Raw genomic sequence first — 24,005 nt, 5'->3', positions numbered from 1 at the left:
GACTCGGTTGCTTCGGGTCCGGCCGGCAGAAGAGGTTCGCGGTGTCAGTCGAGCGGCGTGCCGACGTAGTTCTCGGCGAGCAGGGTCCGGCCGGCGACCGAGCGGGTGACGACGTCCAGCTCCGCGAGTTGGCGTCGGTGGTCGAATCCGCCCGCTCCGGGCATCCGGTGCAGCATTGAGGTCATCCACCACGAGAAGTGCTGTGCCCGCCACACTCTCGGCAGCGCGGTGGCCGAGTACGCATCCAGCTGGTCCTTCTCGCCGGTGGCGAAGTACCGCGCCATCGCCTTGGCGAGTACGTAGACATCGGCGACGGCGAGATTGAGGCCCTTCGCCCCCGTCGGCGGTACGGTGTGCGCGGCGTCGCCCGCGAGGAAGAGCCGGCCGTACTGCATGGGCTCGCACACGAAGCTGCGGAAACCGAGCACGGTCTTCGAGAAGATCCTGCCGTCCTTGATCTGCGCGCCCTCCCCGTCGACACGGGTGTGCAGCTCGCTCCAGATCCGGTCGTCGGACCAGTCGTCGACGGTGTCCGAGGGATCCACCTGTAGGTAGTGCCGTTGCACGGTCTCCGTGCGGGTGCTGATCAGGGCGAATCCGTTCTCGTGGTTGGCGTAGATCAGCTCGTCGGAGGACGGGGGCGCCTCGGCGAGGATGCCGAACCAGGCGAACGGGTACTGCTTGGCGTGGTCGGTGCGGACGGTGGTCTCGGGAATCAGGCCCCGGGTGGTGGTCCGCGACCCGTCCGCGCCGAGCACCAGCTCGCAGTGCAGCGCATCCTCTGCGCCGGAGGCATCGACGAAGCGGATCAGCGGTGCGTCGCCGGTGACGCCCTCGACCGCGGTCACGGTGGAACCGAAACGGATGTCGCCGCCGTCGGCGAGGCGCCGCTCGATCAGGTCGACGAGAACCTCGTGCTGCGGGTACACCGTTACCGCGCGTCCACCGGTCAGCGCATCGAAGTCGATCCGGTGCCCGACCCCTCCGAATCGAAGTTCGATTCCCTTGTGCTGGTGGCCTTCTCGCTTGACCCGGTCGCCGACACCGGTCTCGGTCAGCAGGTCCACCGTGTTCTGCTCGAGCACCCCGGCCCGGATGGTGCCCTCGACGTCCGCGCGGCTGCGGGACTCGATCACCACCGACTCGATGCCCCGCAGGTGCAGCAGATGCGAGAGCATCAGTCCCGCCGGACCGGCCCCGACGATGCCTACCTGTGTGCGCATTCCTGAACTCCTTGCATCTTCAACGAAATCGAGTGAATGCCGCCCCTGGCGGCCGACGGACCAACGTCTAGAGCGCGAGCCCGCGAGAGATCCCGCGACACGCGGTCTGCAGCGCGGGTATCAAAGTCGCGGGGTCTTCGTCGGCGTCGACGACCACGGAGACCGCGGCCACCACCTCACCGGTACCCCGTCGGACCGGCGACGCGATCGCGAGCGAATGCGGGTCGATGTGCCGGCGACACGTGACCACCCCGGTTCGACGGATATCGGTCAGGGTCGCGCGCAACCGGTGCTCGGTGACGATCGTGTCCGGAGTGAATCGCTCGAGCCCGTCGGCGAGCACGCGGTCGAGCAGCGCGGGACCGGCATGGGCGAGCAGTACCAGCCCGCCGCTCGACGCGTGCAGCGGCAGCCTGCCGCCCGCCCTGCCGACGAGCTGAATCGAGTTGTGCCCCGACAGTCGCTCGACGTACAGCGCCTCGGCACCGTCGAGGACGACGAGCTGGACGTTCTGGTGGGTGGCCTCGTAGAGGTCCTCGAGGTACGGGAGCGCGACCGCGCGCAGTCCGTGCGCACGGGGCGCCAGCGCGCCGAGTTCCCACAGGCGGGCACCGATCTGGAACTGGCCGGACGCGTTGCGCTCGAGCGCACCCAGGTCCACGAGCTGATGGCAGAGCCGGTGCGCGGTGGGCAGCGGCATCCCGGTCCGCCTGCTCAGGTCGGACAGGCTCAGTACCGGGCGTTCGGCGTCGAACACCGCGAGCAGCAGGAAGGCGCGGCCGAGCACGCTGCGGTCGGCAGCGGAATCGGGGGCGGCTCGGCGCTCGGTGGACATGCATTCAGTGTGACCTGGCACATAGACCGGAGTCAGCGCCTATTTCACTGAGTGAAAGAGAAGTTTCGAACAGGCGCCGCGCACCGTGCGCGATCTTCACCCCGACCAGGGTGAAGATCGCGCACAGGCGACGAAGCCGCTAGTACCGGTAGTGCTCGGGCTTGTACGGGCCCTCGACGTCCACGCCGATGTACTCCGCCTGGTCCTTGGTCAGCTTGGTCAGCGAGCCGCCGAGCGCCTCGACGTGGATCTTCGCGACCTTCTCGTCGAGGTGCTTGGGCAGTCGGTAGACCTCGTTGTCGTACTCGTCCGGCTTGGTCCACAGCTCGATCTGGGCGATGACCTGGTTCGAGAAGCTGTTGCTCATCACGAACGACGGGTGCCCGGTGGCGTTGCCCAGGTTCAGCAGCCGGCCCTCCGACAGCACGATGATGCTGTGGCCGTCGGGGAAGGTGAACTCGTCGACCTGCGGCTTGATGTTCACGCGGGTGACGTCGGCGGCACGCTCGAGGCCGGCCATGTCGATCTCGTTGTCGAAGTGGCCGATGTTACCCAGGATCGCCTGGTGCTTCATCTGCTTCATGTGCTCGAAGGTGATGATGTCCTTGTTGCCGGTCGAGGTGATGACGATGTCGGCCCAGCCGATCGCCTCCTCGACGGTCTTGACCTCGAAACCGTCCATCAGCGCCTGCAGGGCGTTGATCGGGTCGATCTCGGTGACCGCGACGCGCGCGCCCTGGCCGCGCAGCGCCTCCGCGCAACCCTTGCCGACGTCGCCGTAGCCGCACACCAGCGCCGCCTTGCCACCGATCAGCACGTCGGTGCCGCGGTTGATGCCGTCGAGCAGCGAGTGCCGGGTGCCGTACTTGTTGTCGAACTTGCTCTTGGTGACCGAGTCGTTGACGTTGATGGCCGGGAACGCCAGCTCACCCGCCGCGGCGACCTGGTACAGGCGAAGCACGCCGGTGGTGGTCTCCTCGGTGACGCCCTTGACGGACTCCGCGACCGTCGTCCACTTGGACTTGTCTGCCTCGAGCGACTGACGCAGCAGCGCCAGGAACACCTTGTACTCGTCGGAGTCGTGCTCCTCGTCGGTCGGCGGCACGACGCCGGCCTTCTCGAACTGCGCGCCCTTGAGCACCAGCATGGTGGCGTCGCCGCCGTCGTCGAGGATCATGTTCGCGGGCTCGTTCGGCCAGGTGAGCATCTGCTCGGCCGCCCACCAGTACTCCTCGAGGGTCTCGCCCTTCCAGGCGAAGACCGGGGTGCCCTTGGGCTCCTCCGGGGTGCCGTGCGGGCCGACGACGATCGCGGCCGCGGCGTGGTCCTGGGTGGAGAAGATGTTGCACGAGGCCCAGCGGACCTCGGCGCCGAGCGCGGTCAGCGTCTCGATCAGCACCGCGGTCTGGATCGTCATGTGCAGCGAGCCGGAGATGCGCGCACCCTTGAGCGGCAGCACCTCGGCGTACTCGCGACGCAGTGCCATCAGGCCCGGCATCTCGTGCTCCGCGAGGCGAATCTCCTTGCGGCCGAACTCGGCGAGCGAAAGGTCCGCCACCTTGAAGTCGATTCCGTTGCGGGTTTCCGCGACGCACTTGTTCTCAGACACTGAGGTCGTCATCTGCCTCTCCTGGTTGCCGATATCTCGGCTAAGGCTACTAGGCGTCCGCGCCGACGATCGCCTCGATGAACGGCACGAAGATCCTGGCCAGGTCCTCGGCCACGTCCTGATCCGATTCCGGCGGCATCGAGATGTAGCTGATCGCCAGCCGGACGATTCCCCGGCTGGCGATCCCGGCTTCGACCGGCGAGGCCTGGATCCAGCTGCGTTCGAGGGTTTCCGCGAGACGGGACGATGCCCGGTCGAGCAGCGGGGCACTGTCCGTGGTGATCAGCCGAAGCAGGTCGGGCTTGGCCTCCCCGGTGAGCAGCGACTGCACGAGCGGATCCGCGGCGCTCTGACGGAAGAAGGTGGTGAACGCCTCGACCAGGGCGGTGTGCGGATCGTCGACGTTGGCGTAGATCGAGTCCTCGATGGCTCCGACGAACCGGTCCGCCAGCTGCAGGGCGTAGGCCTGCGCGAGGCCCTGCCGCGACTTGAACTCGTTGTAGACCGTTTGCCTGCTCACGCCCGCCCCCGCCGCGACGTCGGTCATGGTGATCTCGGACCAGTCCTTGACCGCCAGCAGGTCCCGCATCGCCCCGAGAACCGAGTCCCTCAGCAACGTCCGGGCGGCCTGCTGGTACGGGACTCGGTTCACGGGATCCATGGTGGCGAGGGTCGCATCACGCCCGCGACGCGTCAAACTCCCAGGCCTGTCCGATCAGGGTGCGCGCCTCGCGCAACTCCTTCGGCCGCCCGATGGCGACCGCGCCGACGAGCCGGTCGCCGCGCCGCGTCAACGCGATGAAGTCGAACGCGTCGACGTCGCCGTGCACCTCCACCTCGTCGTCGGCGCCCGGCCAGCCCGCGATCTGCAGGTTGCGTCCGTACTGCGAGCTCCAGCACATCGGCACCTCGGACCACACCGGGGTGACTGCCCCGGACAGGCCCGCGAGCATCGAGCGTGCCGCGGCCGCACCGTGAGCCTGCGCCGAACTCCAGTGCTCGGTGCGGCCGCGTTCACCGCGGAACCGGCAGCGGCGGTTCGCCACGTCACCGGCCGCGAAGACACCGGGCGCGGAGGTCCGGAACTGCTCGTCCACGACGATTCCGTCGTCGACGGTGAGGCCGGCCGCCTCGGCCAGCCGGGTCTCGGGCACCGATCCGACCGCGAGCAGTGCGGTGCCCGCCGTCCAGGTTCGGCCGTCGTCCGCGCGGGCCAGGACCGCGCCGTCGCCGTGGGAGGTGAGCGCGGCCAGCCGGACGGAGGTGTGCAGCGCGACGCCCCGATCCCGGTGCATACGTGCGTAGAGTTCGCCGACCTGTGGCGGCAGCACCCGGTGCAGCGGCGCCGGGGCCGATTCGAGCATCGTCACCGCGGTGCCGAGTTCCCGGGCCGCCGCGGCCACCTCGGAGCCGATCAGCCCCGCGCCGACCACCAGCACCCCGTCACCACGGTCGATCGCCGCGCGCAGCGGCGTGACGTCGGCCAGCGAGCGCAAGGAGAGTGCGGCCTCGCCCGCGTCGTGCTCGAGGGTGCGGGCCCGGGCGCCGGTGGCGAGGAGCAGCGCGTCGAACGGCAGCCGCTCCCCGGTACTCAGCCGGACCGCGCGACCCCCGACGTCGATCGCGTCCACCGCGACCGCGGTGCGGACCTCGATGTCGCGCTCGGACCAGTACTCGGCGGCGCGCAGCGCGACCTTCGCGGCGGTGCTGGTGCCGAGCAACAGGTCCTTCGACACCGTGGGCCGCCGGTAGGGGTGGGCGTCCTCCGCACCCAGAACCGTCACGGTTCCCGAGAATCCCTCGGCGCGAAGGGTTTCCGCGGCAGTGATGCCCGCGATCCCGGCACCGACGATGACGACGGCGGTCACGGTCGCGCGACCTCGACCATCTCGAAGTCCGCCTTCGCCGCCCCGCAGTCGGGGCAGCTCCAGTCGTCGGGAATGTCGTCCCAACGGGTGCCGGGGGCGATGCCGTCCTCGGGCCAGCCCAGTTCCTCGTCGTACTCGAATCCGCACTGGACGCACCGGTACAGCTTCATCACGCGCTCCTCTCGAAATCGATCTTCTCCCGCACTCCGCAGTCCGGGCAGCACCAGTCGTCGGGGACCGAGTCCCAGCCGGTTCCGGCCGGGAAGCCCTCGCGCGGGGCACCTTTCGACTCGTCGTAGACGTACTCACACACCGGGCACCGATAGGCAGCCATGATCACGCCACCCCGAACCGTGCGTAGATCCGCTCACGCTTGGCCGGCTGCACGTTCACGCGGGTGATGTCGCCGTCGTAGTGGTCGAGGACGCGGTGGTCCATGACCTTGCGCCAGACCGGCGGGAAGTAGGCCAGGGTGATCATGCTGGCGTAGCCGCTGGGCAGATTCGGCGCGCCGTCCATGCTCCGCAGCGTCTGGTAGCGCCGGGTCGGGTTGGCGTGGTGGTCGCTGTGCCGCTGCAGGTGGTACAGGAAGATGTTGGTGCAGATGTGGTCGGAGTTCCAGCTGTGCACCGGGGCGCAGCGCTCGTACCGGCCGCTCGCGGTCTTCTGCCGCAGTAATCCGTAGTGCTCGAGGTAGTTCACGGTCTCGAGCAGCGAGAACCCGTAGACGGCCTGAATCAGCAGGAACGGCAGCACTTCCCAGCCGAAGCCGGCAACGAGTGCGACGTACAGCACGACCGACATCAGCCACGCGTTGAGCACGTCGTTGTGGATGCTCCAGGTGCGCTTGCCGAGCCGCTCCATGCGGGTCTTCTCGAGCTCCCACGACGAGATCAGGCTCCCCCAGACGCTCCGCGGGAGGAAGGTCCAGAAGGTCTCGCCGTAGCGGGCGCTGGCCGGGTCCTCCGGGGTGGAGACCCGGACGTGGTGACCGCGGTTGTGCTCGATGTAGAAGTGGCCGTAGAAGGTCTGGGCGAGGGTGATCTTCGACAGCCACCGCTCCAACTCGTCCTTCTTGTGGCCGAGTTCGTGTGCGGTGTTGATGCCGATGCCGCCCATGACGCCGATGCTCAGCGCCAGACCGATCTTCGAGGCCAGGCCCAGGCCGTTCTCGAGGCCGAGCCAGCTCAGGTTGTCGGCGGTCCACAGGTAACAGGCGAACACCAGGCTCGCGAGCTGGAACGGAATGTAGACGTAGGTGCAGTAGCGGTAGTACTTGTCGTTCTCGAGCTGCTCCATCACCTCCTCGGGCGGGTTCTGCCCGTCCGGACCGAAGAAGATGTCGAGCACCGGCAACAGCCCGTACACCAGGATCGGCCCGATCCACCACCACACCGGTGACACCGCAGACCAGCCGAGCTCGTTGAAGCCCCACACGAGGCCCGCGGCGATGAACACCGCGGTGGGCGGAATCAGGCCCAACAACCAGAGATGGCGCTTCTTGTCCCGCCACTGCGCGGGCGCCTGCTCCCCCGCTCCCGTTCGCATGCTCACGACTACCTCCAGTCCGCCGGCCCACCGATCTGTGAGGTGGACCACTAGGAAGTAGACAGTAGCGCCAGATCTGTTATCTGTCTATACAAACTCCGCCTTTTGTAAAGTCGACTCATCGCCCCAGATGCGTCGGCTCGTCCGGTCCGCCCAGTTGATCGAGCGCCTTGGACGCGAGCCCCGGAGGCGGGCGCATCCGCTTGCCGACCAGCGAGTGCCGGTAGCCGTAGCCGAAGTAGACGACGATGCCGATCGCCATCCACACCACGAACCGGATCCAGGTCTCCACCGACAGGTTCAGCATCAGCCACGCGCAGGCCAGCACCGCGAGGATCGGCACCAACGGCACCAACGGCACCCGGAAACCGCGCGGCAGGTCGGGCCGGGTGCGGCGGAGGACGACGACGCCGATGCACACGAGCACGAAGGCGAACAGCGTGCCGATGTTCACCATCTCCTCGAGGGTGCCCATCGGGAAGAAGCCGGCGAGGAGAGCGGCGACGACGCCGACGATGACGGTGATCCGAACCGGGGTGCCGTGGCGGCCGGTGTGCGCGAGCTGCCTCGGCATCAGCCCGTCGCGTGACATGGCGAACAGCACACGGGTCTGGCCGAGCAGCATGACCATCACGACCGTGGTCAGGCCGGCCAGCGCGCCCAGGTTGATCACCCACTGCGCCCAGGTGATGCCGTGGTACTCGAATGCCGTCGCGAGGGTGGAACTGTCGGTCGCGAGCTCGGTGTACTTGACCATGCCCGTGAGCACCAGCGTGACCGCGACGTAGAGCACCGTGACGATCGCGAGCGAGCCGAGGATGCCGCGCGGCAGCGCCTTCTGCGGATCCTTGGTCTCCTCGGCTGTGGTCGCGACGACGTCGAAGCCGATGAACGCGAAGAACACCAGCGATGCCGCGGCCAGCAGTCCGTACCAGCCGTAGGTGCTCCCACCCGCACCGGTGAAGAAGCTGAACAGGGACTGATGGATGCCCTGACCGGTACTCTTCGGCGCCGACGGCGGGATGTACGGCGAGTAGTTGTCCTTGTTGATGTAGAAGGCACCGACCACGATCACCAGCAGCACGACCGCGACCTTGATACCCGTGACCACCTGGGACACCCGGGAGGACAGCTTGGTCCCGGTCGCCAGGATCACCGTGAGCACGGCGATGAGCAGCACCGAACCCCAGTCGAAGTTCACCCCGCCGAGCGAGACGACCGTCGAGCCCTCGGCGCCGATCACGTTGCCCAGGTACAGCGACCATCCCTTCGCCACCACCGACGAGGCCAGCGCGAACTCGAGCGTGAGGTCCCAGCCGATGATCCAGGCGACGAACTCGCCGAACGTCGCGTAGGAGAAGGTGTACGCGCTGCCCGCGACCGGCACCGTCGAGGCGAACTCGGCGTAACACAGGGCGGCGAGTCCGCACGCGATCGCGGCCAGGACGAACGCGAGCGAGACGGACGGCCCCGCGACGTTGCCCGCGGTGCGCGCGGTCAGCGTGAAGATGCCGGCACCGACGACGACCGCGACGCCGAAGACCGTCAGGTCCCACGCGGTGAGATCCTTGCGCAGTTTGCTCTCGGGCTCGTCGGTGTCCGCGATCGACTGCTCCACCGATTTCGTCCGGAAGATCCCGGTGCGTGCCATCGCTGCCTCCTCGAACTGGTCCGTTCTCGAAGCCTATTGCTCAGCTACTGCGCGGGCACCCGTTACCGGTCCGAGCGTCGTATCTGGTGGTACTTCTGGTTCAGCCGACGGAGGCGCTGAACAGTTGCGCGGTGGTCGAGTGGGCCGACACCGTCACCGCGGGGTCCGCAGCGGCGATCCAGGCCGCCTCGCCGCGGGCGAGTTCCAGGGTGTCGTCGCCGCTGCGAAGTGTGACCGACCCGGCGGTGCACAGCAGAATCCGCGGTCCGGCGAGTTCGAAGTCGACGCTCGCTCCCTGCGACCGCCCGCACTCGTCCAGGTCGATCCGGGACAACGAGAACTCCGGCGCCGGGGTGTCGTAGACCAGTACCGGCGTGCCCGGCTGTGCGGCGGGCATCCGGATCGGCCCGGTGAGCGGCTCGAAGTCGAGCACCCGCAACAGTTCCGGGACGTCGACGTGCTTCGGCGTCAGTCCCCCGCGCAGCACGTTGTCGGAGTTGGCCATCACCTCGACCGCGAGGCCGTGCAGGTAGGCGTGCAGATTGCCCGCGTCCAGGTAGAGGCCCTCACCCGGTTCCAGGGTCACCCGGTTGAGCAGCAGCGAGGCGAGCACGCCCGCGTCGCCGGGGTACGACTCGCCGAGCCCGAGCACGGTCTGGACCTCGCGGGCGTACCGCCGCTCGGTGGCCGGGCCCGACAGGTAGCGCACGCAGCCATCCAGGATCTGCGGCAGCAACGCGCCCAGCGCGGGCGGCGGGAGCGTGATCCAGGTGGTGAAAAGCGCCCGCAACCCCGACGAATCAGGTTGCCCGGCAAGCAGTCCGATGTAGTTCTCCAGGGCGGGGACGTCGAGGGACCGCAGCAGTTCCACCGTGCGGTGCGGATCACGGAAGCCGGCGAGGGCCTCGAACCTGGTGAGGGCAACGACCAGTTCCGGCTTGTGACTGTCGTCGCGGTAGTTGCGCACGGGCGAGTCCAGCGGGATCCCGGCCGCCTCCTCCCGCGCGAATCCCTCCTTGGCCTGTTCCGCGCTGGGGTGCGCCTGCAGCGAGAGCGCCTCCTCCGCGGCGAGCAGCTTGAGCAGGAACGGCAGCCGGTCCCCGAAGCCGGCCCGAGCCCGTTCGCCGAGCTGGGTCGCCGGATCCGCGATGATCGCGTCCAGCAGGGACACCGACCGGTCGCCGACCAGCAGCCGGGCCGGATCGGCCGGGTGGGCGCCGAGCCACAACTCGGCCTCCGGATGGTTCGACGGGACGGGACGTCCGCAGAGTTCGGCGATCGCCGTCCGCGAACCCCAGGCGTAGGTGCGCAGCGCGCCTTGCATCAACTGCACTAGCTGCCACCGATCAACTGCAGGTAGGCGGCCGCCATCTCCAGGCGCACGGCCGTCACCGCCAGCTGCTCGACCTCGGTACGCTCCCGCCTCGCCGGGCTCGTCATCTCGGCGCCCCCCATCTCGATCGAATCCTCTTCCCCCACCGCCGTCACCAGATCGGCGTCCCGCAGCGCCGCGATCCGACGCGTGGTCGGCTGCCGGGAACCCGCGGTCGCGAGCACGAACACCCGCACCGGTGCGCTCGGCGCGGGACCGTCGAGCTCCTCGTCGTGGAAGATCGGGTCGTACTGCGCGCCGGGGACTGCCCCGCCTCCGGCCAGCCGGTCGGCGGCGGCCAGCACTTCGCCCAGGTCGGCCGCCGCTGCCACCACACCGGCGGTGCGCAGCAGAACTTCGGCGCCGTGCCGGGCGAGGGCGGTCGTCGACGGAGCGTCGCCGGCCAGCACCACCCGGCGGCCGCGCATCCGCACCGCCAGCGACTTCGCCGGATTGTGGAACACCTCGTTGTCGGGACGGCCCCTGACCGCCTCGGCGTCCAGCTCGTCCGCCAGGTCCGCGAGGTCCGGGAAAAGAGCTGCAACCCTTTCCGATTCGAGCGTCGCGACGACGGCCAGCCCGGCCGCCAGATAACGCAGGAAGCCGTTCCGGTCGGGCACGCGAATCCGGGGCGGCAGCACCATCGCCCGGCCGGCACCGGCCGCCCGCAGCGGTCCCTCGTCGGGCGCAACCAGGACCACCTCAGCACCCCTGCGCAGCGCCGAGTCCGCGGCTTCGAGCAGTCGGTGGTCGCCGGCGTCGTCGCCCGAGACCACCACCACGTCCAGGGGACCGAGCCACGGCGGTACCGCGGGCAGATGCAGGATCGGGATCCCGACTCTCGGCCCCACCGTCACGGTCAGCACGGTGGCCGCCCGCCCGGCCCGGCCGCCGCCGGTCACGAAGACGACGCTGCGCGGCCGCATGTTCCTGATCCGGTCGAGCGCGCCCTCGGCCACAGCCGCCGCCGTGGCGCGGACCTGGGCCCCGCCCAACGCGGCGGCGCGCATCGCGCCCTCCGAGTCGGCGGCGGCGACGCCCGCGGCGTCATCGAGGTCGAGAAGGGGTGACGGAGCCGTCATGGCAGCCTTCCTTTCGCTCGAGTCCACACCACAGTGCGCCCCGCTAGGCGCGCACCACTGCCAGTATCTCAGCAACGAGGGCGTCGACCTCGTCGGCAGTGCGAGCCTCCACGTTCAGTCGCAACAGGGGCTCGGTGTTCGACGCCCGCAGGTTGAACCAGGCGCCGTCGTTCAGGTTCACCGTCACACCGTCGAGCCGGTCCACGGACTGCGCCCGGCCCGCGAACGCCTCGAGCACCGCCGCGGTCCGCTCGGACGCGTCGGCCACGGTGGAGTTGATCTCCCCCGACGCCGCGTACCGGTCGTACTTGCTCATGAGCTCCGACAGCGGGCGGTCCTGCTCACCCAGCGCGGCCAGCACGTGCAGCGCGGCCAGCATCCCCGAGTCGGCGCCCCAGAAGTCACGGAAGTAGTAGTGCGCCGAGTGTTCGCCGCCGAAGACGGCGCCGGTCTCGGCCATCTGCTGCTTGATGAACGAGTGGCCGACGCGGGTGCGCACCGGGGTGCCGCCGAGTTCGGTGACGAGTTCGGGAACCGCGCGGGAGGTGATCAGGTTGTGGATGATCGTCGCACCGGGCTCCTTGGCCAGTTCACGTTCGGCGACCAGGGCGGTCACGGCCGACGGCGAGACCGGGTTGCCGAGCTCGTCGACCACGAAGCAGCGGTCCGCGTCGCCGTCGAATGCCAGGCCGAGGTCCGCGCCCGTGCTGCGCACGTAGGCCTGCAGGTCGACCAGGTTCTTCGGATCGAGCGGGTTGGCCTCGTGGTTCGGGAAAGAGCCGTCGAGCTCGAAGTACAGCGGCAGGGTGGTGAGCGGTAGCGCGCCGAACACGGCAGGCACCGTGTGCCCGCCCATCCCGTTGCCCGCATCGGCGGCAACGGTGAGCGGCCGCATGGTCGACAGATCGACCAGGCCGCGCAGGAAGGAGGCGTACTCGTCGAGGACGTCACGCTCGCTCACCGATCCGGTCGCGCCGTCGTGCGCGGGCACGCCGTCGATCACCTCGGTGGCGATGGTCGCCAGGCCGGTGTCCTGACCGACCGGCTTCGCGCCGGCCCGGCAGAGCTTGATCCCGTTGTAGCGCGCAGGATTGTGGCTGGCGGTGAACATGGCGCCGGGGCAGTCGAGCAGGCCCGAGGCGAAGTACAGCTGGTCGGTGGAGGCCAGCCCGATGAGGACCACGTCGAGGCCCTGCGCGGTCACCCCGTCGGCGAACGCGGCGGCCAGGTCCGGAGAGGAGGCTCGCATGTCGTGGCCGATGACCACGCGGGACGCCCCCTCCTCTCGCACCAGCCGCGCGAACGCACCGGCCACGTCCCGAACGAAGTCGGCGTCGATCTGGTCGCCGACCACGCCGCGTACGTCGTATGCCTTGATGACGGCATGGACGGATTCGGCGGTACGTGCCACTGCTCTACTCCTGCGTTCGGGGACGGTCTGGATCGGGTGCTGTATTCGGACAGCCTAGTGCCCCCGCACAGCCGGACAGCGCCCGGCGCGGTCAGCTGGTGGGGTCGGGAAGGACCCGCAGATGACCTCGACGGCCCGTCCTGGCGTTGAGCTGGCTCGGCGCCTCCTCGACGCGACCGTCCGAGGAGCCCCGCTCACCGCGTCCCGCCTCGCGGACGGCCTCGGCCAGCGCCGTCAGATCGTCCTCGTCGGGAGTGGGGCTGGAGAATCCGCCCTCGTAGCGCACCAGCTCCCAGCCCTTGGGCGCGGTGATCCGCGACGCGTGCGAATCACACAGGTCCCAGGAGTGCGGTTCGTCGACGGTGGCGAGCGGACCGACGACTGCAGTCGAGTCCGAGTAGACATACGTCAGCGTCGCAACGGCGGGGTTCTTACACCCAGGCCGGCAGCATCGACGCAGTGCTCTCACGCCTGTGAGGGTAGCCCTCCGTCTCGGCGTCGCCTACTCGGACACACCGGAAGGGTATGGCTGTCGGTAGGATTGACCCTCATGCGCAGAGCCCGTCACGGTCGTCCACTGAGTTCCCGTTCGGTGGCTCGACGCGGCCGGGGCATCCGCGGCCCGGTCCTCCCGGAGCACGTGCCCGCCTGGCGCAGCCGCGCGGAGAAGTTCGACATGCTGGTTCTCGAGGCGTTCGCACCGATCGACGCCCGCTGGCACGACCGCCTCGCAAAGCTGGACATCGCGGTGGACGAGGTGCCGAAAATCCGTGCACTGGACCCGGATTCGGTGACGTGGCCACCAGAGGTGGTGGCCGAGGGTCCGGTTCCGCTGTCGCGGCTGGTCCCGGCAGGTGTCGACCGACACGGCACCGCGACGCGTGCCCGCCTGGTGCTGTTCCGTCGGCCGCTCGAGTTGCGCGCCAAACGCCAGGACGACCTGGTCGATCTGCTCAACGAAGTCCTGGTCCGTCAGGTCGCGACCTATCTCGGAGTAGACCCCGAGGTGATCGATCCCGACCTCACCGACGACCCCGGCGAGTGAAATGCGTTGGCGCGGTTACCCGCTGACGATGTCCGTCGGCGGGTAACCGCTGACCGTCGAACGACGCTCAGATGATGCCGCGCTTGAGGCGCCGGCGCTCCCGCTCGGAGAGGCCACCCCAAATCCCGAATCGCTCGTCGTTCGCCAACGCATACTCGAGGCACTCGTCGCGCACCTCACAGCCGAGGCAGATGCGCTTGGCCTCCCGCGTCGAACCACCCTTTTCCGGGAAGAACGCTTCGGGATCGGTCTGCGCGCAGAGTGCGCGCTCCTGCCACTGATCCTCGATCGATTCGAACATGTCGTCGAATCCATTGACGATCAGACTGAGTAGCGGGCGATCGGCGTTCGACTCGCCCTCTGTTCTGCAGACGCCCCCCGCTGCGCCCGCCCTGGAATCGGTCTGCGGTTCGTTGCCAAGCTCGCTGAGATGGGTCACTGACCACTCCTGCAGATTGGGCATCCGTTCCGCCTCCTCACCTTTGATAGCGCAGAATCTCCTGACAAATAGAATCCCCGAATATGCCGATTCCGTGGGAATGAACGTTCGAATCAAGGCTCACCGCAAACCATCTGGGTTGGCGACCTCGGAATGACATACATGTGATTAGACACGGCCCGCACTGAGGGGTCAAGCCGTCGAGGGATTTCCCCTACCACCACCGAGCCCGAATCGACGCCGTCGACGCGTTCGTGCGCGTCAACAGCGTGTCGCGCTGCCCACGCCGGTGGGCACGGTGCCGTTCAACGAAGCAACGGCAGTCCGCCTAGGCTCTTGGTCTGTGAGAGTCACTGTATTGGTCGGCGGGGTCGGCGGGGCGCGTTTCCTCCAAGGTGTGCGAAGTCTGCTCTCCGAGTCCGACGAGATCACCGCGATCGTGAACGTCGGCGACGACGTGTGGATGCACGGCCTGCGCATCTGTCCGGACCTGGACACCTGCATGTACACCCTCGGCGGTGGTATCGACCCCGAGCGCGGGTGGGGCCACGTCGGCGAAACCTGGAACGCCAAAGAGGAACTCGCGGCGTACGGCGCCAAGCCCGACTGGTTCGGACTGGGCGACCGCGACATCGCCACCCACCTGATCCGGTCGCAGATGCTGCGCACCGGGTACCCACTGTCCGCGGTGACCGAGGCGCTGTGCAACCGCTGGCAGCCCGGGGTCCGGCTGATCCCGGTCACCGACGACCGCAGCGAAACCCACGTCGTCATCACGGATCCCGCCGACGACGAGCAGCGCGCCATCCACTTCCAGGAATGGTGGGTGCGCTATCGCGCGCAGGTGCCGACACACAGCTTCGCGCACGTGGGCGCCGAGAAGGCCGCTCCCGCACCCGGTGTGCTGGAGGCCCTGGAGAATGCCGACGCGATCCTGCTCGCACCGTCGAACCCGGTGGTCAGCGTCGGTGCGATCCTGGCGGTGCCCGGCATCCGCGGCGCGTTGCGCACCGGGCGGGCGAAGGTCGTCGGCCTGTCCCCCGTGATCGACGGTAAGCCGCTGCGCGGCATGGCCGACGAATGCCTCGAGGTGATCGGCGTGCAGACCTCGGCCGAGGCGATCGGCCGGTACTACGGATCGCGGTCGGAGACCGGGATTCTCGACGGATGGCTGATCCACGAGACCGACACGGCGGAGGTTCCCGGGGTCGACGTCGAGGCGGTCCCCTTGCTGATGACCGATCCCGAGACCACCGCCGAGATGGCGCGGGCGGCCCTGCGGCTGGCCGGGGTGAGCGTGTGAACGCCGTCGTCGACCACGGGGCAGGCGGCGGCGTCGAAGTCCTGCCCGTCCCGGGCCTCCCGGAGTTCCGACCCGGCGACGACCTGGCGTCGGCGCTCGCGGCGGCTGCGCCGTGGCTGGCCGACGGCGACGTACTCGTGGTGACCAGCAAGATCGTCTCCAAGGTCGAGGGCCGGATCGTGGAGTCCCCGACCGACCCCGACGAAAGGGACGCCGCCCGAAGGGTTCTCGTCGACCAGGAGGCAGTGCGCGTGGTCGCCCGCAAGGGCCGCACCCTGATCACCGAGAACCGCCTCGGCATCGTGCAGGCCGCCTCGGGGATCGACGGCTCGAACGTTCACCCCACCGAACTGGCCCTGCTGCCCGAGGATCCCGACGCCAGCGCGCGAACGCTGCGGGCACGGATCGCACAGCTGCTCGGGGTGACCGTGGCGGTCGTGATCACCGACACGATGGGCCGGGCCTGGCGGCACGGCCAGACCGACGCCGCGATCGGCTCGGCGGGCCTGCCGGTGCTGCACGGGTACGCCGGCTCGGTGGACGCCCAGGGCAACGAGTTGTTCGTCACCTCGGTGGCGGTGGCCGACGAACTGGCCGCGGCAGGCGATCTGGTCAAGGGCAAGGTCGGCAGCGTCCCCGTGGCGGTCGTGCGTGGGATGTCGCTCACGGACGACGGGTCCGGTGCGCAGGACCTGCTGCGCCGGGGCGAGGAGGACCTGTTCTGGCTCGGCACCAACGAGGCTCTCGCCCAGGGCCGAAGCGAGGCTCTTCTGCTGCGCCGGTCGATTCGCGAGTTCTCCTCCGAATCCGTTGACCCGCAGGCGGTGCGGGAGGCGATCGCGGAGGCGTTGACCGCACCCGCGCCGCACCACACCCGCCCGGTGCGGTTCGTCTGGATCAGGACGGCCGCCACCCGGCTCCGACTGCTCAACGCGATGCGCGCACGCTGGCGGGCGGACCTCACCGCCGACGGGTTGAGTGAGGCGGCGATCGCCCGGCGCCTCGACCGCGGCAACATTCTCTTCGAGGCGCCCGAACTGGTGATCCCGTTCTGCGTGCCCGACGGTGCGCACTCGTACCCGGACGACGCCCGTACCCGGGCCGAGCAGACCATGTTCACCGTCGCGGCGGGAGCGGCGGTGCAGGGCCTGCTGGTGTCGTTGGCCACCAAGGGAATCGGAAGCTGCTGGATCGGGTCCACCATTTTCGCTGCCGACCTGGTCCGGGACGAACTCGGACTGCGCGCCGACTGGCAGGCGCTCGGCGCGATCGCGGTCGGCAATCCGGTCGAGCCACTGGCCCCGCGCCCGCCCGTGACGCCGGGCGAGTTGCTGGTGGAGATGTGAGCGCGCAGTCGCTGCACCGATCGGCCCGCGAGGCGCTGCTCGACTGGCGGACGCCCGACGCCGCCGACGAGTCGCTGCGGCACACCATGCTCGCCTTCCTCGACTCGGCACCACTCGGGTGCCTGCGCGAGCACGCACCCGGCCACATCACCGCGTCCTCCCTTGTGCTCAGCGAGGACCGGCGGCAGGTGCTGCTCACCCTGCATCCGCGGGTCGGGCGGTGGATCCAGCTCGGCGGTCACTGCGAGGCAGACGACGAGACCGTCGTGGACGCCGCACTGCGTGAGGCCACCGAGGAATCCGGCATCGTGGGCCTGCGGATCGACCCGGTGTTGCTGTCCGCACACACCCACCCGATCACCTGCTCACTCGGGAAACCGACCCGGCACCTGGACCTGCGCTTCCTGGTGTGGGCGCCGAACGGCGCCGCGATCGTGCGGTCGGACGAATCCACCGATCTGCGATGGTGGCCGGTCGACGCGCTGCCCGAGGCGGCAGAGCGGGAGACCATCGATCACCTGGTCGGGCTGGCCGCTCTGCGCTGAGCTGTGCCGCTCACTCACGGACCCCTCGTTCGGCAGACCTGTGCCGCCGCCGGCTCCAGAGAAGATCCAGAACCACCGCGAGCACAACGATCCCGATCATTGCGCCGAACGTTTCGGGTTCGGTACGGAGGGTCTGGACCGCGAACACGGCCAGCACCGCGAACGTGAGCACGATTCCGACCAGCAGCACGCTCGCGCTGGAACCGGTCTCGGACCTCAGCCGGTAGGCCGCGACAGACGTGACCAGGAAGATGGCCAGCGCCACCACGCTCCCGAGCGACGCGATCGCGGTCAGATCGACGAGATTCGCGAGCAGCAGGATCAGAACGACGGAGACGACCAGGCCCCATGTTCCGCCCACCCGGGCGAGCCGACCGAAAAGGGGTGGAAAAATACCCGACTCGGCGAGTTTCGCCGTCGAACCGGCGGCCGCGTAGATGTTGGCGTTTGCCGACGACGAGGTCGCGAGGAGTGCCGCGACGGCCATCATCGCGAAACCGGCCTCGCCAAGTGCGGGCTTTGCCGCGAGGGCGAGCGCCGTGTCGCCGTTGTCGACGACTTCCTGCACCGTGAGGCTGCCGAAGACACCCAGGGCGATGAGGATGTACAACGCCGAGGTGATGCCCAGTGCGAGATACATCGCCCGCGGAAGGTTGCGCTGCGGGTTCGGGAGGTCGCCGCCGGTGAAGCTGATGACTGTGAATCCGAGGTACGCGAAGAAGGTCAGTGCGACGCTGGAAATGATGTCGGTGGCCGGCGGGTAGGTCGAGCGGGCCAGCAGGCTCGGGTCGAGCTGAGCGAGAGTGACCACGATGAACACCGCGAAAACGGCGAGGAGCACGACCACGATCAAGCTCTGCACCCGATCGATGAGCTTCGCGCCCGCGATGTTGACGGCGGCGACCAAGAGGATCACCGCACTGGTCAAGATCCGAGCCCAGGCCCCCGAGTCGTCGAAGAACAGAGCCGAACCGTAGCTGCCGAACGACACGGCCACCATCGCGGTGACGATCATCGCCGCGAAGTAGAGCAGCCACGACGTAACGGCGGTGACGTGTCCGCGACCGTATCCCTGCAGAAGGAAGGTCACGATGCCGCCGGACGAGGGGTAGCGGGCCCCCAGTTTGGCGACCGCGTAGCCCTGAAGCGTCGCCACGACTCCCGCGACAGCGAATGACAGCCACACCGCGGAACCGGCGACCGCACCGGCTTCACCGAGGAGAGCGAAGATACCGGCGCCCACCATCGAGCCGACGCCGAGGAAGGCGGCGCCGCGCACCGTCATCGAGTGCCCGCTCGTCGGCGGCTCGGCAGCTTCCGGACGTCGCGCAGGACCCGTGTCCCCGGTGCTTGTGGATTCAGACACTCTGTGGCCTCCAGGTCGACGTGCCTTCCGCGAAACCCTTTCCGGTCGACTGATCCTCGGACATCTTCATCCCAGGTCCCGAACGAGTCGAACGGACGTGTACATCTCATTCTCCGCCGCCGCGCACGAAGGGAGGTCGCGACCGTTCGAGGCTCGGTTACTGCCTGGTCACCGCCTCCGGGTACAGCGGCATCGACTAGCGAATTGGTCTGGGATACGGGACCGGACAGGCGCAAAATAGAGCTCATCGAGCGGTTTCCCGAACCGCAACAGTCAAGTGACGACATGGCTGTGCGAAGAGTCGAGCGGGCAGAGCGCCGTAGGCGCGCAACCCACGCTGCTGGTGCCCCCTCGTGCTGGGCGGCGCCGGATCGTCGGCCAGCTCCGGCCAGGCGCCCACTTCGATCAGAAAGGTGAAGTCGTGCAACGACACTGCGTTTCGATCAGGACGGCGTCGCGGCGGCGCCGCGACGAGGAGTCGAGCGAGATGACATGCCACGACAGGGCCGTCGGGGCGACCAGCGAGCCAGGTCGACGCCTCCGCACCGCCGCGGCACCGAGGGTGCGCCGAGCGCCTGGGCGGTGGACGCCATGAGTGCGACGGATGTGCCCGCGACACCTCCTACCGCCGAGACCGCGGCACGAACCCGGGCTCCTTCCGGTTCCTGGATCTCATGGATTGCCCTGGCGATGATGACCACCAGTTCGGTGGCGAGCTTGCGGCCGTCGCCGACCATGGCCGTGTACGGCCTTGCGTGCGTGTTCCTCTACTTGGTTCCCGCATTGGTGTTCTTGCTGCCGACCTCCCTCGTCTCGGCCGAGTTGGCCTCGGGCTGGGAGGGCGGCGTCTACAACTGGGTGGCCCTCGGAATCTCCAAACCGATGGGCTTCCTGGCGGTGTGGTGCCAATTCGCGATGACAATCTTCTACTACCCCAGCTTGCTCGGGTACGTCGCGAGCACCCTGGCGTACGTCATCAATCCTGCACTGGCCAGCAGCGGGGTCTGGACCGCATTGGTCATCATGGTCGCCTACTGGTCCGGGGTCTACATCTCCTCCCGCGGCACCAAGGGTGTGGCCGGACTGGCCAGCGGCGGCCTGATCATCGGCACCCTGATCCCCGGTGCCGTGCTCGTCATCCTCGGCGCCGTCTTCCTCGGCCAGGGCAACCCGTCGGCTGCACCGATGACTGTCGACCACCTGCTGCCCGCCTGGGCCGGGCTGGCGAGCCTGGTGCTGATCGTCAACAACTTCCTGTCCTACTCGGGCATGGAGATGAACGCGGTGCACGTGTCGTCCCTGCGCAACCCCGCCAGGGACTTCCCCAGGTCGATGTTCCTGGCCATGGGACTGGTGCTGATGATCTTCATCCTCCCCGCGTTGGCGATCAGCTGGGTGGTCCCGGCTGAACAACTGTCCCTCACGGCCGGCGTGATGCAGGCGTTCGACGCCGTCTTCGCGCAATTCGGCTCGCAATGGCTGACCCCGATCGTCGGCATCATGCTGGTGGCAGCATCACTGGGCGGAATGTTGACCTGGCTTGCCGGCCCGTCGAGGGGTCTTCTCCTGATCTCCCGGCAGGAAGGCTACCTTCCGCCCTTCCTGCAACGGGTGAACAAGAACGGCGTCCAGCAGAACATTCTGGTCACCCAGGGCTTGATCACCACCGTGATCGCCCTGCTGTACGCCTTCATTCCTGACGTCTCCAGCGCATACTGGATCTTCTCGGTGATCACGACGCAGGTCTATCTGATCATGTACCTGTTGATGTTCGTCGCCGCAGTTCGATTGCGGCGCAGGGCTCCCGACCATCCGCGCGGCTACCGGGCACCGATGTTGGTCGGCCTGTGTGGAGTGGGTTTCACCGCCTCGCTCGCCGCACTGCTGATCGGCTTCATTCCGCCGTCCCAATTCGGTTCCGGCAACGCCGGTCTGTACTTCGTGTTCGTCGCCGCCGGGGCGCTCGGACTCGGGTTGCTCGTTCCGTACCTGTTCTACCGGTTGCGTAAGCCCTCCTGGAAGCAGCCGGAGGGGAGTTCGTCATGACCGTGGACACCGAACCCGAGAACGCGCGCGGACGCACAATCATGTACGTCGTCGTCGCGGTCACGTTCGGGCTGCTGCTGGTTCTCGCTCTCATCGCCTTCTCGTCGGCAAGGTCGACAGCGCAGGCCGAGCAGAAGGCGAATCAGCTCATCGCGGCGCTTGAGCAGGCTGGTGCGCACGCACCGTCCGAGGAGCAACTCGTGCGGGTGCTCGGCGACGACGGCGGAGCGATCTGCGCCGATCCGAACTCGGCTCTGACACGCGCGACCCTGCTGTCTCAGATGGCCAACGGAGCGGGCGGGCCGGGAACCCGGCCGGTGATCGTCGACGACCGGGTAGTGAAGGGGGAACTTCTGGTACTCGGAATCTACTGCCCCGACCAGTTGGCCGACTTCCAGCAGTTCGCCGGAAACCTGCACACCAGCGACGTCGCCTCGTACTGAAGTGGAGAGTGACCACGAACGCATCGCCGACCCGCGACGGGCCCGATGTCAGTCCTCGACCGAAATCGGTCCCAACTCGGGCCTTCTCGCGGCGACGGTGTCACCGGACGACTTTCCGGTGAGCCGTCGCCCGATCCACGGGCCGAGGAAGTCCTTGGTCCAGGTGTAGTTCACCCGGCGCCGCTCGGCCTTGCTCTGGAACGGGATCGGACCGAGGTCGGGCGCGACCAGCGCGTGCCGGACTCCGAGCGCGTCGAGCACCTCGACCGCCATCCGCTCGTGCCCGGGGGTCGCCATGTGCAGGCGGTCCCAGTCCCACATCCGCTCGTCGTCGTAGCCGTCGAACCGCCAGAAGTCGACCAGGGTGGCGCCATGTCGCTCGACCACCTCGCGGACGAGTTCGTTGTAGACGGCGGTGCGACCGCGCATCGCCTTGAAGATCGCGTTCCAGCCCGCGTCGTAGGCGGTCCACACCGCGACCGTGGCGCCGGTCGCGGTGAGCTTGCCGATCGCGGCGTCGTAGCGTTCGACCAGCGCGTCGATGTCCACCGACGGTCGCATCATGTCGTTGCCGCCGGCGTAGACGGTGACCAGGTCCGGTTCCATCGCGATCGCCGCGTCGAGCTGGTCGTCGAGGACCTGGCCGAGGAGCTTGCCGCGGACGGCCAAGTTGGCGTACCCGAAGTCGTCGGTCCGGGTCGCCAGCTGCTCGGCGACCCGGTCGGCCCAGCCGCGCAGCCCGTTCGGCCGCGCCGGTGCAGGATCCCCGAGCCCCTCGGTGAAGGAGTCCCCGAGCGCGACGTAGCGGTGAAATACAGGTTCCGGCGAGTTCACCCGACCCATCGTGCCAGCGTGCGCCCCGTCACATCAGACCAGGGTTGCACTGAGCAACAAACGGCTCAGACGTCGGTCGAGAACCGCACCCCACCGTCGGGCAGCGTGACCCCAGGCCACACCCGCGCGCCACGAAGCAGTTCGCAGCGTGCGCCGATGTCGGCGCCGTCCCCGATCACCGCGTCGCGCACCAGCGCCCGCGGGCCGATCCGGGCACCGAACCCGACGATCGAGCGCTCCACCGTCGCGCCCGCCTCGACCACCGCTCCGTCGAACAGGATGGCGCCGTCCAGTCGCGCACCGGCGCCGACCTCGGCGCCGCGGCCGACCACGGTCCCGCCGATCAGCACCGCGCCCGGTGCGATGCCCGCGCCGGGATGCACGAGCGACTCCCCACGCGGACCCTCGAGCGCGGGCGAGGGCGCGATCCCACGCACCAGGTCCGCCGAGCCGCGGACGAAGTCCTCGGGGGTGCCCATGTCCCGCCAGTACGCGTTGTCGACGTGCCCGTAGACCCGCCTGCCGTCGGCGAGCAACCCGGGGAACACCTCACGCTCGACGGACACCGCACGGCCGGCCGGGATCTTCTCGATGATCTCGCGCTTGAAGACGTAGCAGCCTGCGTTGATCTGATCGGTCGGCGGATCCTGGGTCTTCTCCAGGAAGTCCGTGACCCGGCCGTCCGCGTCCGTCGGCACGCACCCGAACGCGCGCGGATCGCCGACCCGCACCAGGTGCATCGTCACGTCGGCCTCGGTGGCGACATGGGTGTCGAGGACGGCGCGCAGGTCGGTACCGCCGAGCACGTCACCGTTGAAGACAACCACGTTGTCGGCCCGCAGCTTCGGGAGCACGTTGCGGATGCCGCCGCCGGTGCCCAGCGGCTCGTCCTCGGTGACGTACTCGATCTCGAGACCGAGGTCGGAGCCGTCGCCGAAGTACTCCTCGAACACCTCTGCCTTGAAGGAGGTTCCGAGCACCACGTGAGTGATCCCGGCCGCCTTGATCCGGGCCAGCAGGTGCGTCAGGAACGGCAGGCCGGCCGTCGGGAGCATCGGCTTGGGCGCGGACAAAGTCAGCGGCCGCAGCCGGGTGCCCTTACCGCCGACCAGAACCACCGCGTCCACGGTCGTCTTCTTGTCAGTCATCGGTTCCATCCCCCTCGTTCTTCGCCCTGCTTCGTACGGCCGACGCGACGGCCACCTTCGACCGCACCGCGAGTCCCCCCTTGAGCGCCCAGCGCAGCGGCGCCTGCCACCAGTGCGGGTGCCGGTCCGCCTGGAACCGGTATGCGCTCTGATGGTGTGCGGGCAGCATCAGCTCCGGATGCCGGCCCGCCGCATGCCCCTTCGCGTGGGTGACCTCCGCGGAGGGCACGTACACGTTGTGCCAACCCGCTCGGCCGAGCCGGTCGCCCAGGTCCACGTCCTCCATGTACATGAAGTACCGCGAGTCGAAACCGTTGATCGAGTCGAACGCGGCCCGACGCACCAGCAGGCACGAACCGGACAGCCAGCCGACCGACCGCTCGGAGACCTGCTCGTCCTCCTGGCGGTAGCGCGTGGTCCACGGGTTCGACGGCCACACGGTGCCGAGCACCGCGTGCCCGGCGCCGGAGACCAGACCCGGAACGTGCCGGGCCGACGGGTAGACGCTGCCGTCCGGTTCGAGCACCAGCGGCCCCAGCGCGCCCGCCCGCGGCCACCGCGCGGCGGCGTCGAGCAGCGCGTCGATGGAGCCGGCACCCCAGCGGATGTCGGGGTTCGCGATCATCACGAACTCGCACGACGGGTCGAGCTCGGCGACTGCGCGGTTGATCGCGCCGCCGTACCCGATGTTCCCGCCGGTCCGCAGCAGGCGCACGTTCGAATTCGACGCGGCGGCGGCCTCCGGCGCTCCGTCGGTCGACCCGTTGTCGGCCATGACGACATGCGTCGACAACCGGGTTGCGTCCTCGAGACTGTCCAGGAATTCCTGAAGATGTCTGCCGGGCGAATACGTCACCGTCACCACGGCCAGCTGCGAACTCACGCGGGCAA

At 68.7% G+C, this 24,005-nt stretch carries 24 protein-coding genes; 6 read left to right on the top strand and 18 right to left on the bottom strand.

What is annotated here, in order from left to right; genetic code table 11:
- Window positions 1-44 precede the first annotated feature (44 nt).
- The 13 genes from ACFVH2_RS04080 to ACFVH2_RS04020 all read right to left on the bottom strand — a co-directional run bounded on the left by ACFVH2_RS04080 (window position 45) and on the right by ACFVH2_RS04020 (window position 13,068).
- Window positions 45-1,223, bottom strand: a complete 1,179-nt coding sequence (locus ACFVH2_RS04080; RefSeq protein ID WP_378422506.1) for a 4-hydroxybenzoate 3-monooxygenase — start codon at window positions 1,221-1,223, stop codon at window positions 45-47.
- A 67-nt stretch (window positions 1,224-1,290) separates the two neighbouring features.
- Entirely contained in the window at window positions 1,291-2,058 is a 768-nt protein-coding gene (locus tag ACFVH2_RS04075; protein WP_378422504.1) for an IclR family transcriptional regulator, read from the bottom strand.
- 139 nt (window positions 2,059-2,197) lie between these two features.
- Window positions 2,198-3,679 (bottom strand): adenosylhomocysteinase, encoded by a 1,482-nt coding sequence (gene ahcY, locus ACFVH2_RS04070; protein ID WP_378422502.1) that lies wholly within the window; start codon window positions 3,677-3,679, stop codon window positions 2,198-2,200.
- Window positions 3,680-3,716: 37 nt separating this feature from the next.
- On the bottom strand, window positions 3,717-4,328 hold the full coding sequence (locus tag ACFVH2_RS04065) for a TetR family transcriptional regulator (protein ID WP_378422500.1): 612 nt from the start codon (window positions 4,326-4,328) through the stop codon (window positions 3,717-3,719).
- Between the two features lie 16 nt (window positions 4,329-4,344).
- A complete protein-coding gene (locus tag ACFVH2_RS04060) occupies window positions 4,345-5,535 on the bottom strand; it encodes an NAD(P)/FAD-dependent oxidoreductase (RefSeq protein ID WP_378422498.1) in 1,191 nt (396 codons plus the stop codon).
- Entirely contained in the window at window positions 5,532-5,705 is a 174-nt protein-coding gene (locus ACFVH2_RS04055) for a rubredoxin (protein WP_345342105.1), read from the bottom strand. The genes ACFVH2_RS04060 and ACFVH2_RS04055 overlap by 4 nt, the downstream gene beginning before the upstream one ends.
- Window positions 5,705-5,869, bottom strand: a complete 165-nt coding sequence (locus ACFVH2_RS04050) for a rubredoxin (protein ID WP_072843793.1) — start codon at window positions 5,867-5,869, stop codon at window positions 5,705-5,707. The genes ACFVH2_RS04055 and ACFVH2_RS04050 overlap by 1 nt, the downstream gene beginning before the upstream one ends.
- Window positions 5,870-5,871: 2 nt before the next feature.
- Window positions 5,872-7,083, bottom strand: coding sequence for an alkane 1-monooxygenase (locus ACFVH2_RS04045; RefSeq protein ID WP_378422662.1), 1,212 nt, complete (start codon window positions 7,081-7,083; stop codon window positions 5,872-5,874).
- A 118-nt stretch (window positions 7,084-7,201) separates the two neighbouring features.
- Entirely contained in the window at window positions 7,202-8,734 is a 1,533-nt protein-coding gene (locus ACFVH2_RS04040; RefSeq protein ID WP_378422495.1) for an amino acid permease, read from the bottom strand.
- A 100-nt stretch (window positions 8,735-8,834) separates the two neighbouring features.
- Window positions 8,835-10,067 (bottom strand): mannose-6-phosphate isomerase, class I, encoded by a 1,233-nt coding sequence (manA, locus tag ACFVH2_RS04035; protein WP_378422493.1) that lies wholly within the window; start codon window positions 10,065-10,067, stop codon window positions 8,835-8,837.
- Window positions 10,067-11,188 (bottom strand): tobH protein, encoded by a 1,122-nt coding sequence (locus ACFVH2_RS04030; protein ID WP_378422492.1) that lies wholly within the window; start codon window positions 11,186-11,188, stop codon window positions 10,067-10,069. Before ACFVH2_RS04030 ends, manA begins: the two co-directional genes overlap by 1 nt.
- 43 nt (window positions 11,189-11,231) lie before the next feature.
- The gene (locus ACFVH2_RS04025; RefSeq protein WP_378422490.1) at window positions 11,232-12,599 is read right to left on the bottom strand and encodes a phosphomannomutase/phosphoglucomutase; all 1,368 of its coding nucleotides are present in this window, start codon (window positions 12,597-12,599) and stop codon (window positions 11,232-11,234) included.
- A 91-nt stretch (window positions 12,600-12,690) separates the two neighbouring features.
- Window positions 12,691-13,068 (bottom strand): DUF3499 domain-containing protein, encoded by a 378-nt coding sequence (locus ACFVH2_RS04020; protein WP_378422489.1) that lies wholly within the window; start codon window positions 13,066-13,068, stop codon window positions 12,691-12,693.
- 81 nt (window positions 13,069-13,149) lie between these two features.
- Between ACFVH2_RS04020 and ACFVH2_RS04015 the strand changes: the two genes are divergently transcribed.
- Window positions 13,150-13,644, top strand: coding sequence for a metallopeptidase family protein (locus tag ACFVH2_RS04015; RefSeq protein WP_378422487.1), 495 nt, complete (start codon window positions 13,150-13,152; stop codon window positions 13,642-13,644).
- 67 nt (window positions 13,645-13,711) lie between these two features.
- Here ACFVH2_RS04015 and ACFVH2_RS04010 read toward each other — a convergent pair whose 3' ends face one another.
- On the bottom strand, window positions 13,712-13,945 hold the full coding sequence (locus tag ACFVH2_RS04010; protein WP_378422660.1) for a WhiB family transcriptional regulator: 234 nt from the start codon (window positions 13,943-13,945) through the stop codon (window positions 13,712-13,714).
- Between the two features lie 481 nt (window positions 13,946-14,426).
- On the opposite strand from ACFVH2_RS04010, the gene cofD reads away from it, so the two are divergent.
- Genes cofD through ACFVH2_RS03995 form a run of 3 tightly spaced genes read left to right on the top strand, consistent with a single transcriptional unit; the run spans window position 14,427 to window position 17,277 of the window.
- Window positions 14,427-15,386, top strand: a complete 960-nt coding sequence (cofD, locus tag ACFVH2_RS04005) for a 2-phospho-L-lactate transferase (protein ID WP_378422485.1) — start codon at window positions 14,427-14,429, stop codon at window positions 15,384-15,386.
- Window positions 15,383-16,732, top strand: a complete 1,350-nt coding sequence (locus ACFVH2_RS04000; protein ID WP_378422484.1) for a coenzyme F420-0:L-glutamate ligase — start codon at window positions 15,383-15,385, stop codon at window positions 16,730-16,732. The genes cofD and ACFVH2_RS04000 overlap by 4 nt, the downstream gene beginning before the upstream one ends.
- Window positions 16,729-17,277: an NUDIX hydrolase gene (locus tag ACFVH2_RS03995; RefSeq protein ID WP_378422482.1), complete on the top strand. Its 549-nt coding sequence runs from the start codon at window positions 16,729-16,731 to the stop codon at window positions 17,275-17,277. The genes ACFVH2_RS04000 and ACFVH2_RS03995 overlap by 4 nt, the downstream gene beginning before the upstream one ends.
- Window positions 17,278-17,287: 10 nt before the next feature.
- Here ACFVH2_RS03995 and ACFVH2_RS03990 read toward each other — a convergent pair whose 3' ends face one another.
- Window positions 17,288-18,643 (bottom strand): APC family permease, encoded by a 1,356-nt coding sequence (locus ACFVH2_RS03990; protein ID WP_378422480.1) that lies wholly within the window; start codon window positions 18,641-18,643, stop codon window positions 17,288-17,290.
- A gap of 591 nt (window positions 18,644-19,234) precedes the next feature.
- On the opposite strand from ACFVH2_RS03990, the gene ACFVH2_RS03985 reads away from it, so the two are divergent.
- Window positions 19,235-20,689, top strand: coding sequence for an APC family permease (locus ACFVH2_RS03985; protein WP_378422478.1), 1,455 nt, complete (start codon window positions 19,235-19,237; stop codon window positions 20,687-20,689).
- Window positions 20,686-21,132, top strand: a complete 447-nt coding sequence (locus tag ACFVH2_RS03980; RefSeq protein WP_378422476.1) for a Tfp pilus assembly protein FimT/FimU — start codon at window positions 20,686-20,688, stop codon at window positions 21,130-21,132. The genes ACFVH2_RS03985 and ACFVH2_RS03980 overlap by 4 nt, the downstream gene beginning before the upstream one ends.
- Before the next feature lie 48 nt (window positions 21,133-21,180).
- On the opposite strand, the gene ACFVH2_RS03975 is transcribed toward ACFVH2_RS03980, so the two are convergent.
- The 3 genes from ACFVH2_RS03975 to ACFVH2_RS03965 form a co-directional block, all read right to left on the bottom strand.
- Window positions 21,181-21,966: an SGNH/GDSL hydrolase family protein gene (locus tag ACFVH2_RS03975; protein ID WP_378422474.1), complete on the bottom strand. Its 786-nt coding sequence runs from the start codon at window positions 21,964-21,966 to the stop codon at window positions 21,181-21,183.
- A gap of 65 nt (window positions 21,967-22,031) precedes the next feature.
- Window positions 22,032-23,114: a sugar phosphate nucleotidyltransferase gene (locus ACFVH2_RS03970; protein WP_378422472.1), complete on the bottom strand. Its 1,083-nt coding sequence runs from the start codon at window positions 23,112-23,114 to the stop codon at window positions 22,032-22,034.
- Window positions 23,107-23,997 carry a glycosyltransferase family 2 protein gene (locus ACFVH2_RS03965; protein ID WP_378422470.1) on the bottom strand — a complete coding sequence of 297 codons (891 nt, stop codon included), beginning with the start codon at window positions 23,995-23,997 and terminating at the stop codon, window positions 23,107-23,109. Before ACFVH2_RS03965 ends, ACFVH2_RS03970 begins: the two co-directional genes overlap by 8 nt.
- Between the last annotated feature and the right edge of the window lie 8 nt (window positions 23,998-24,005).

The organism is Rhodococcus sp. NPDC127527 (assembly GCF_042672245.1).
Classification (GTDB): Bacteria; Actinomycetota; Actinomycetes; order Mycobacteriales; family Mycobacteriaceae; genus Rhodococcus_G.
This window is presented reverse-complemented; position numbering and strand designations above follow the sequence as displayed.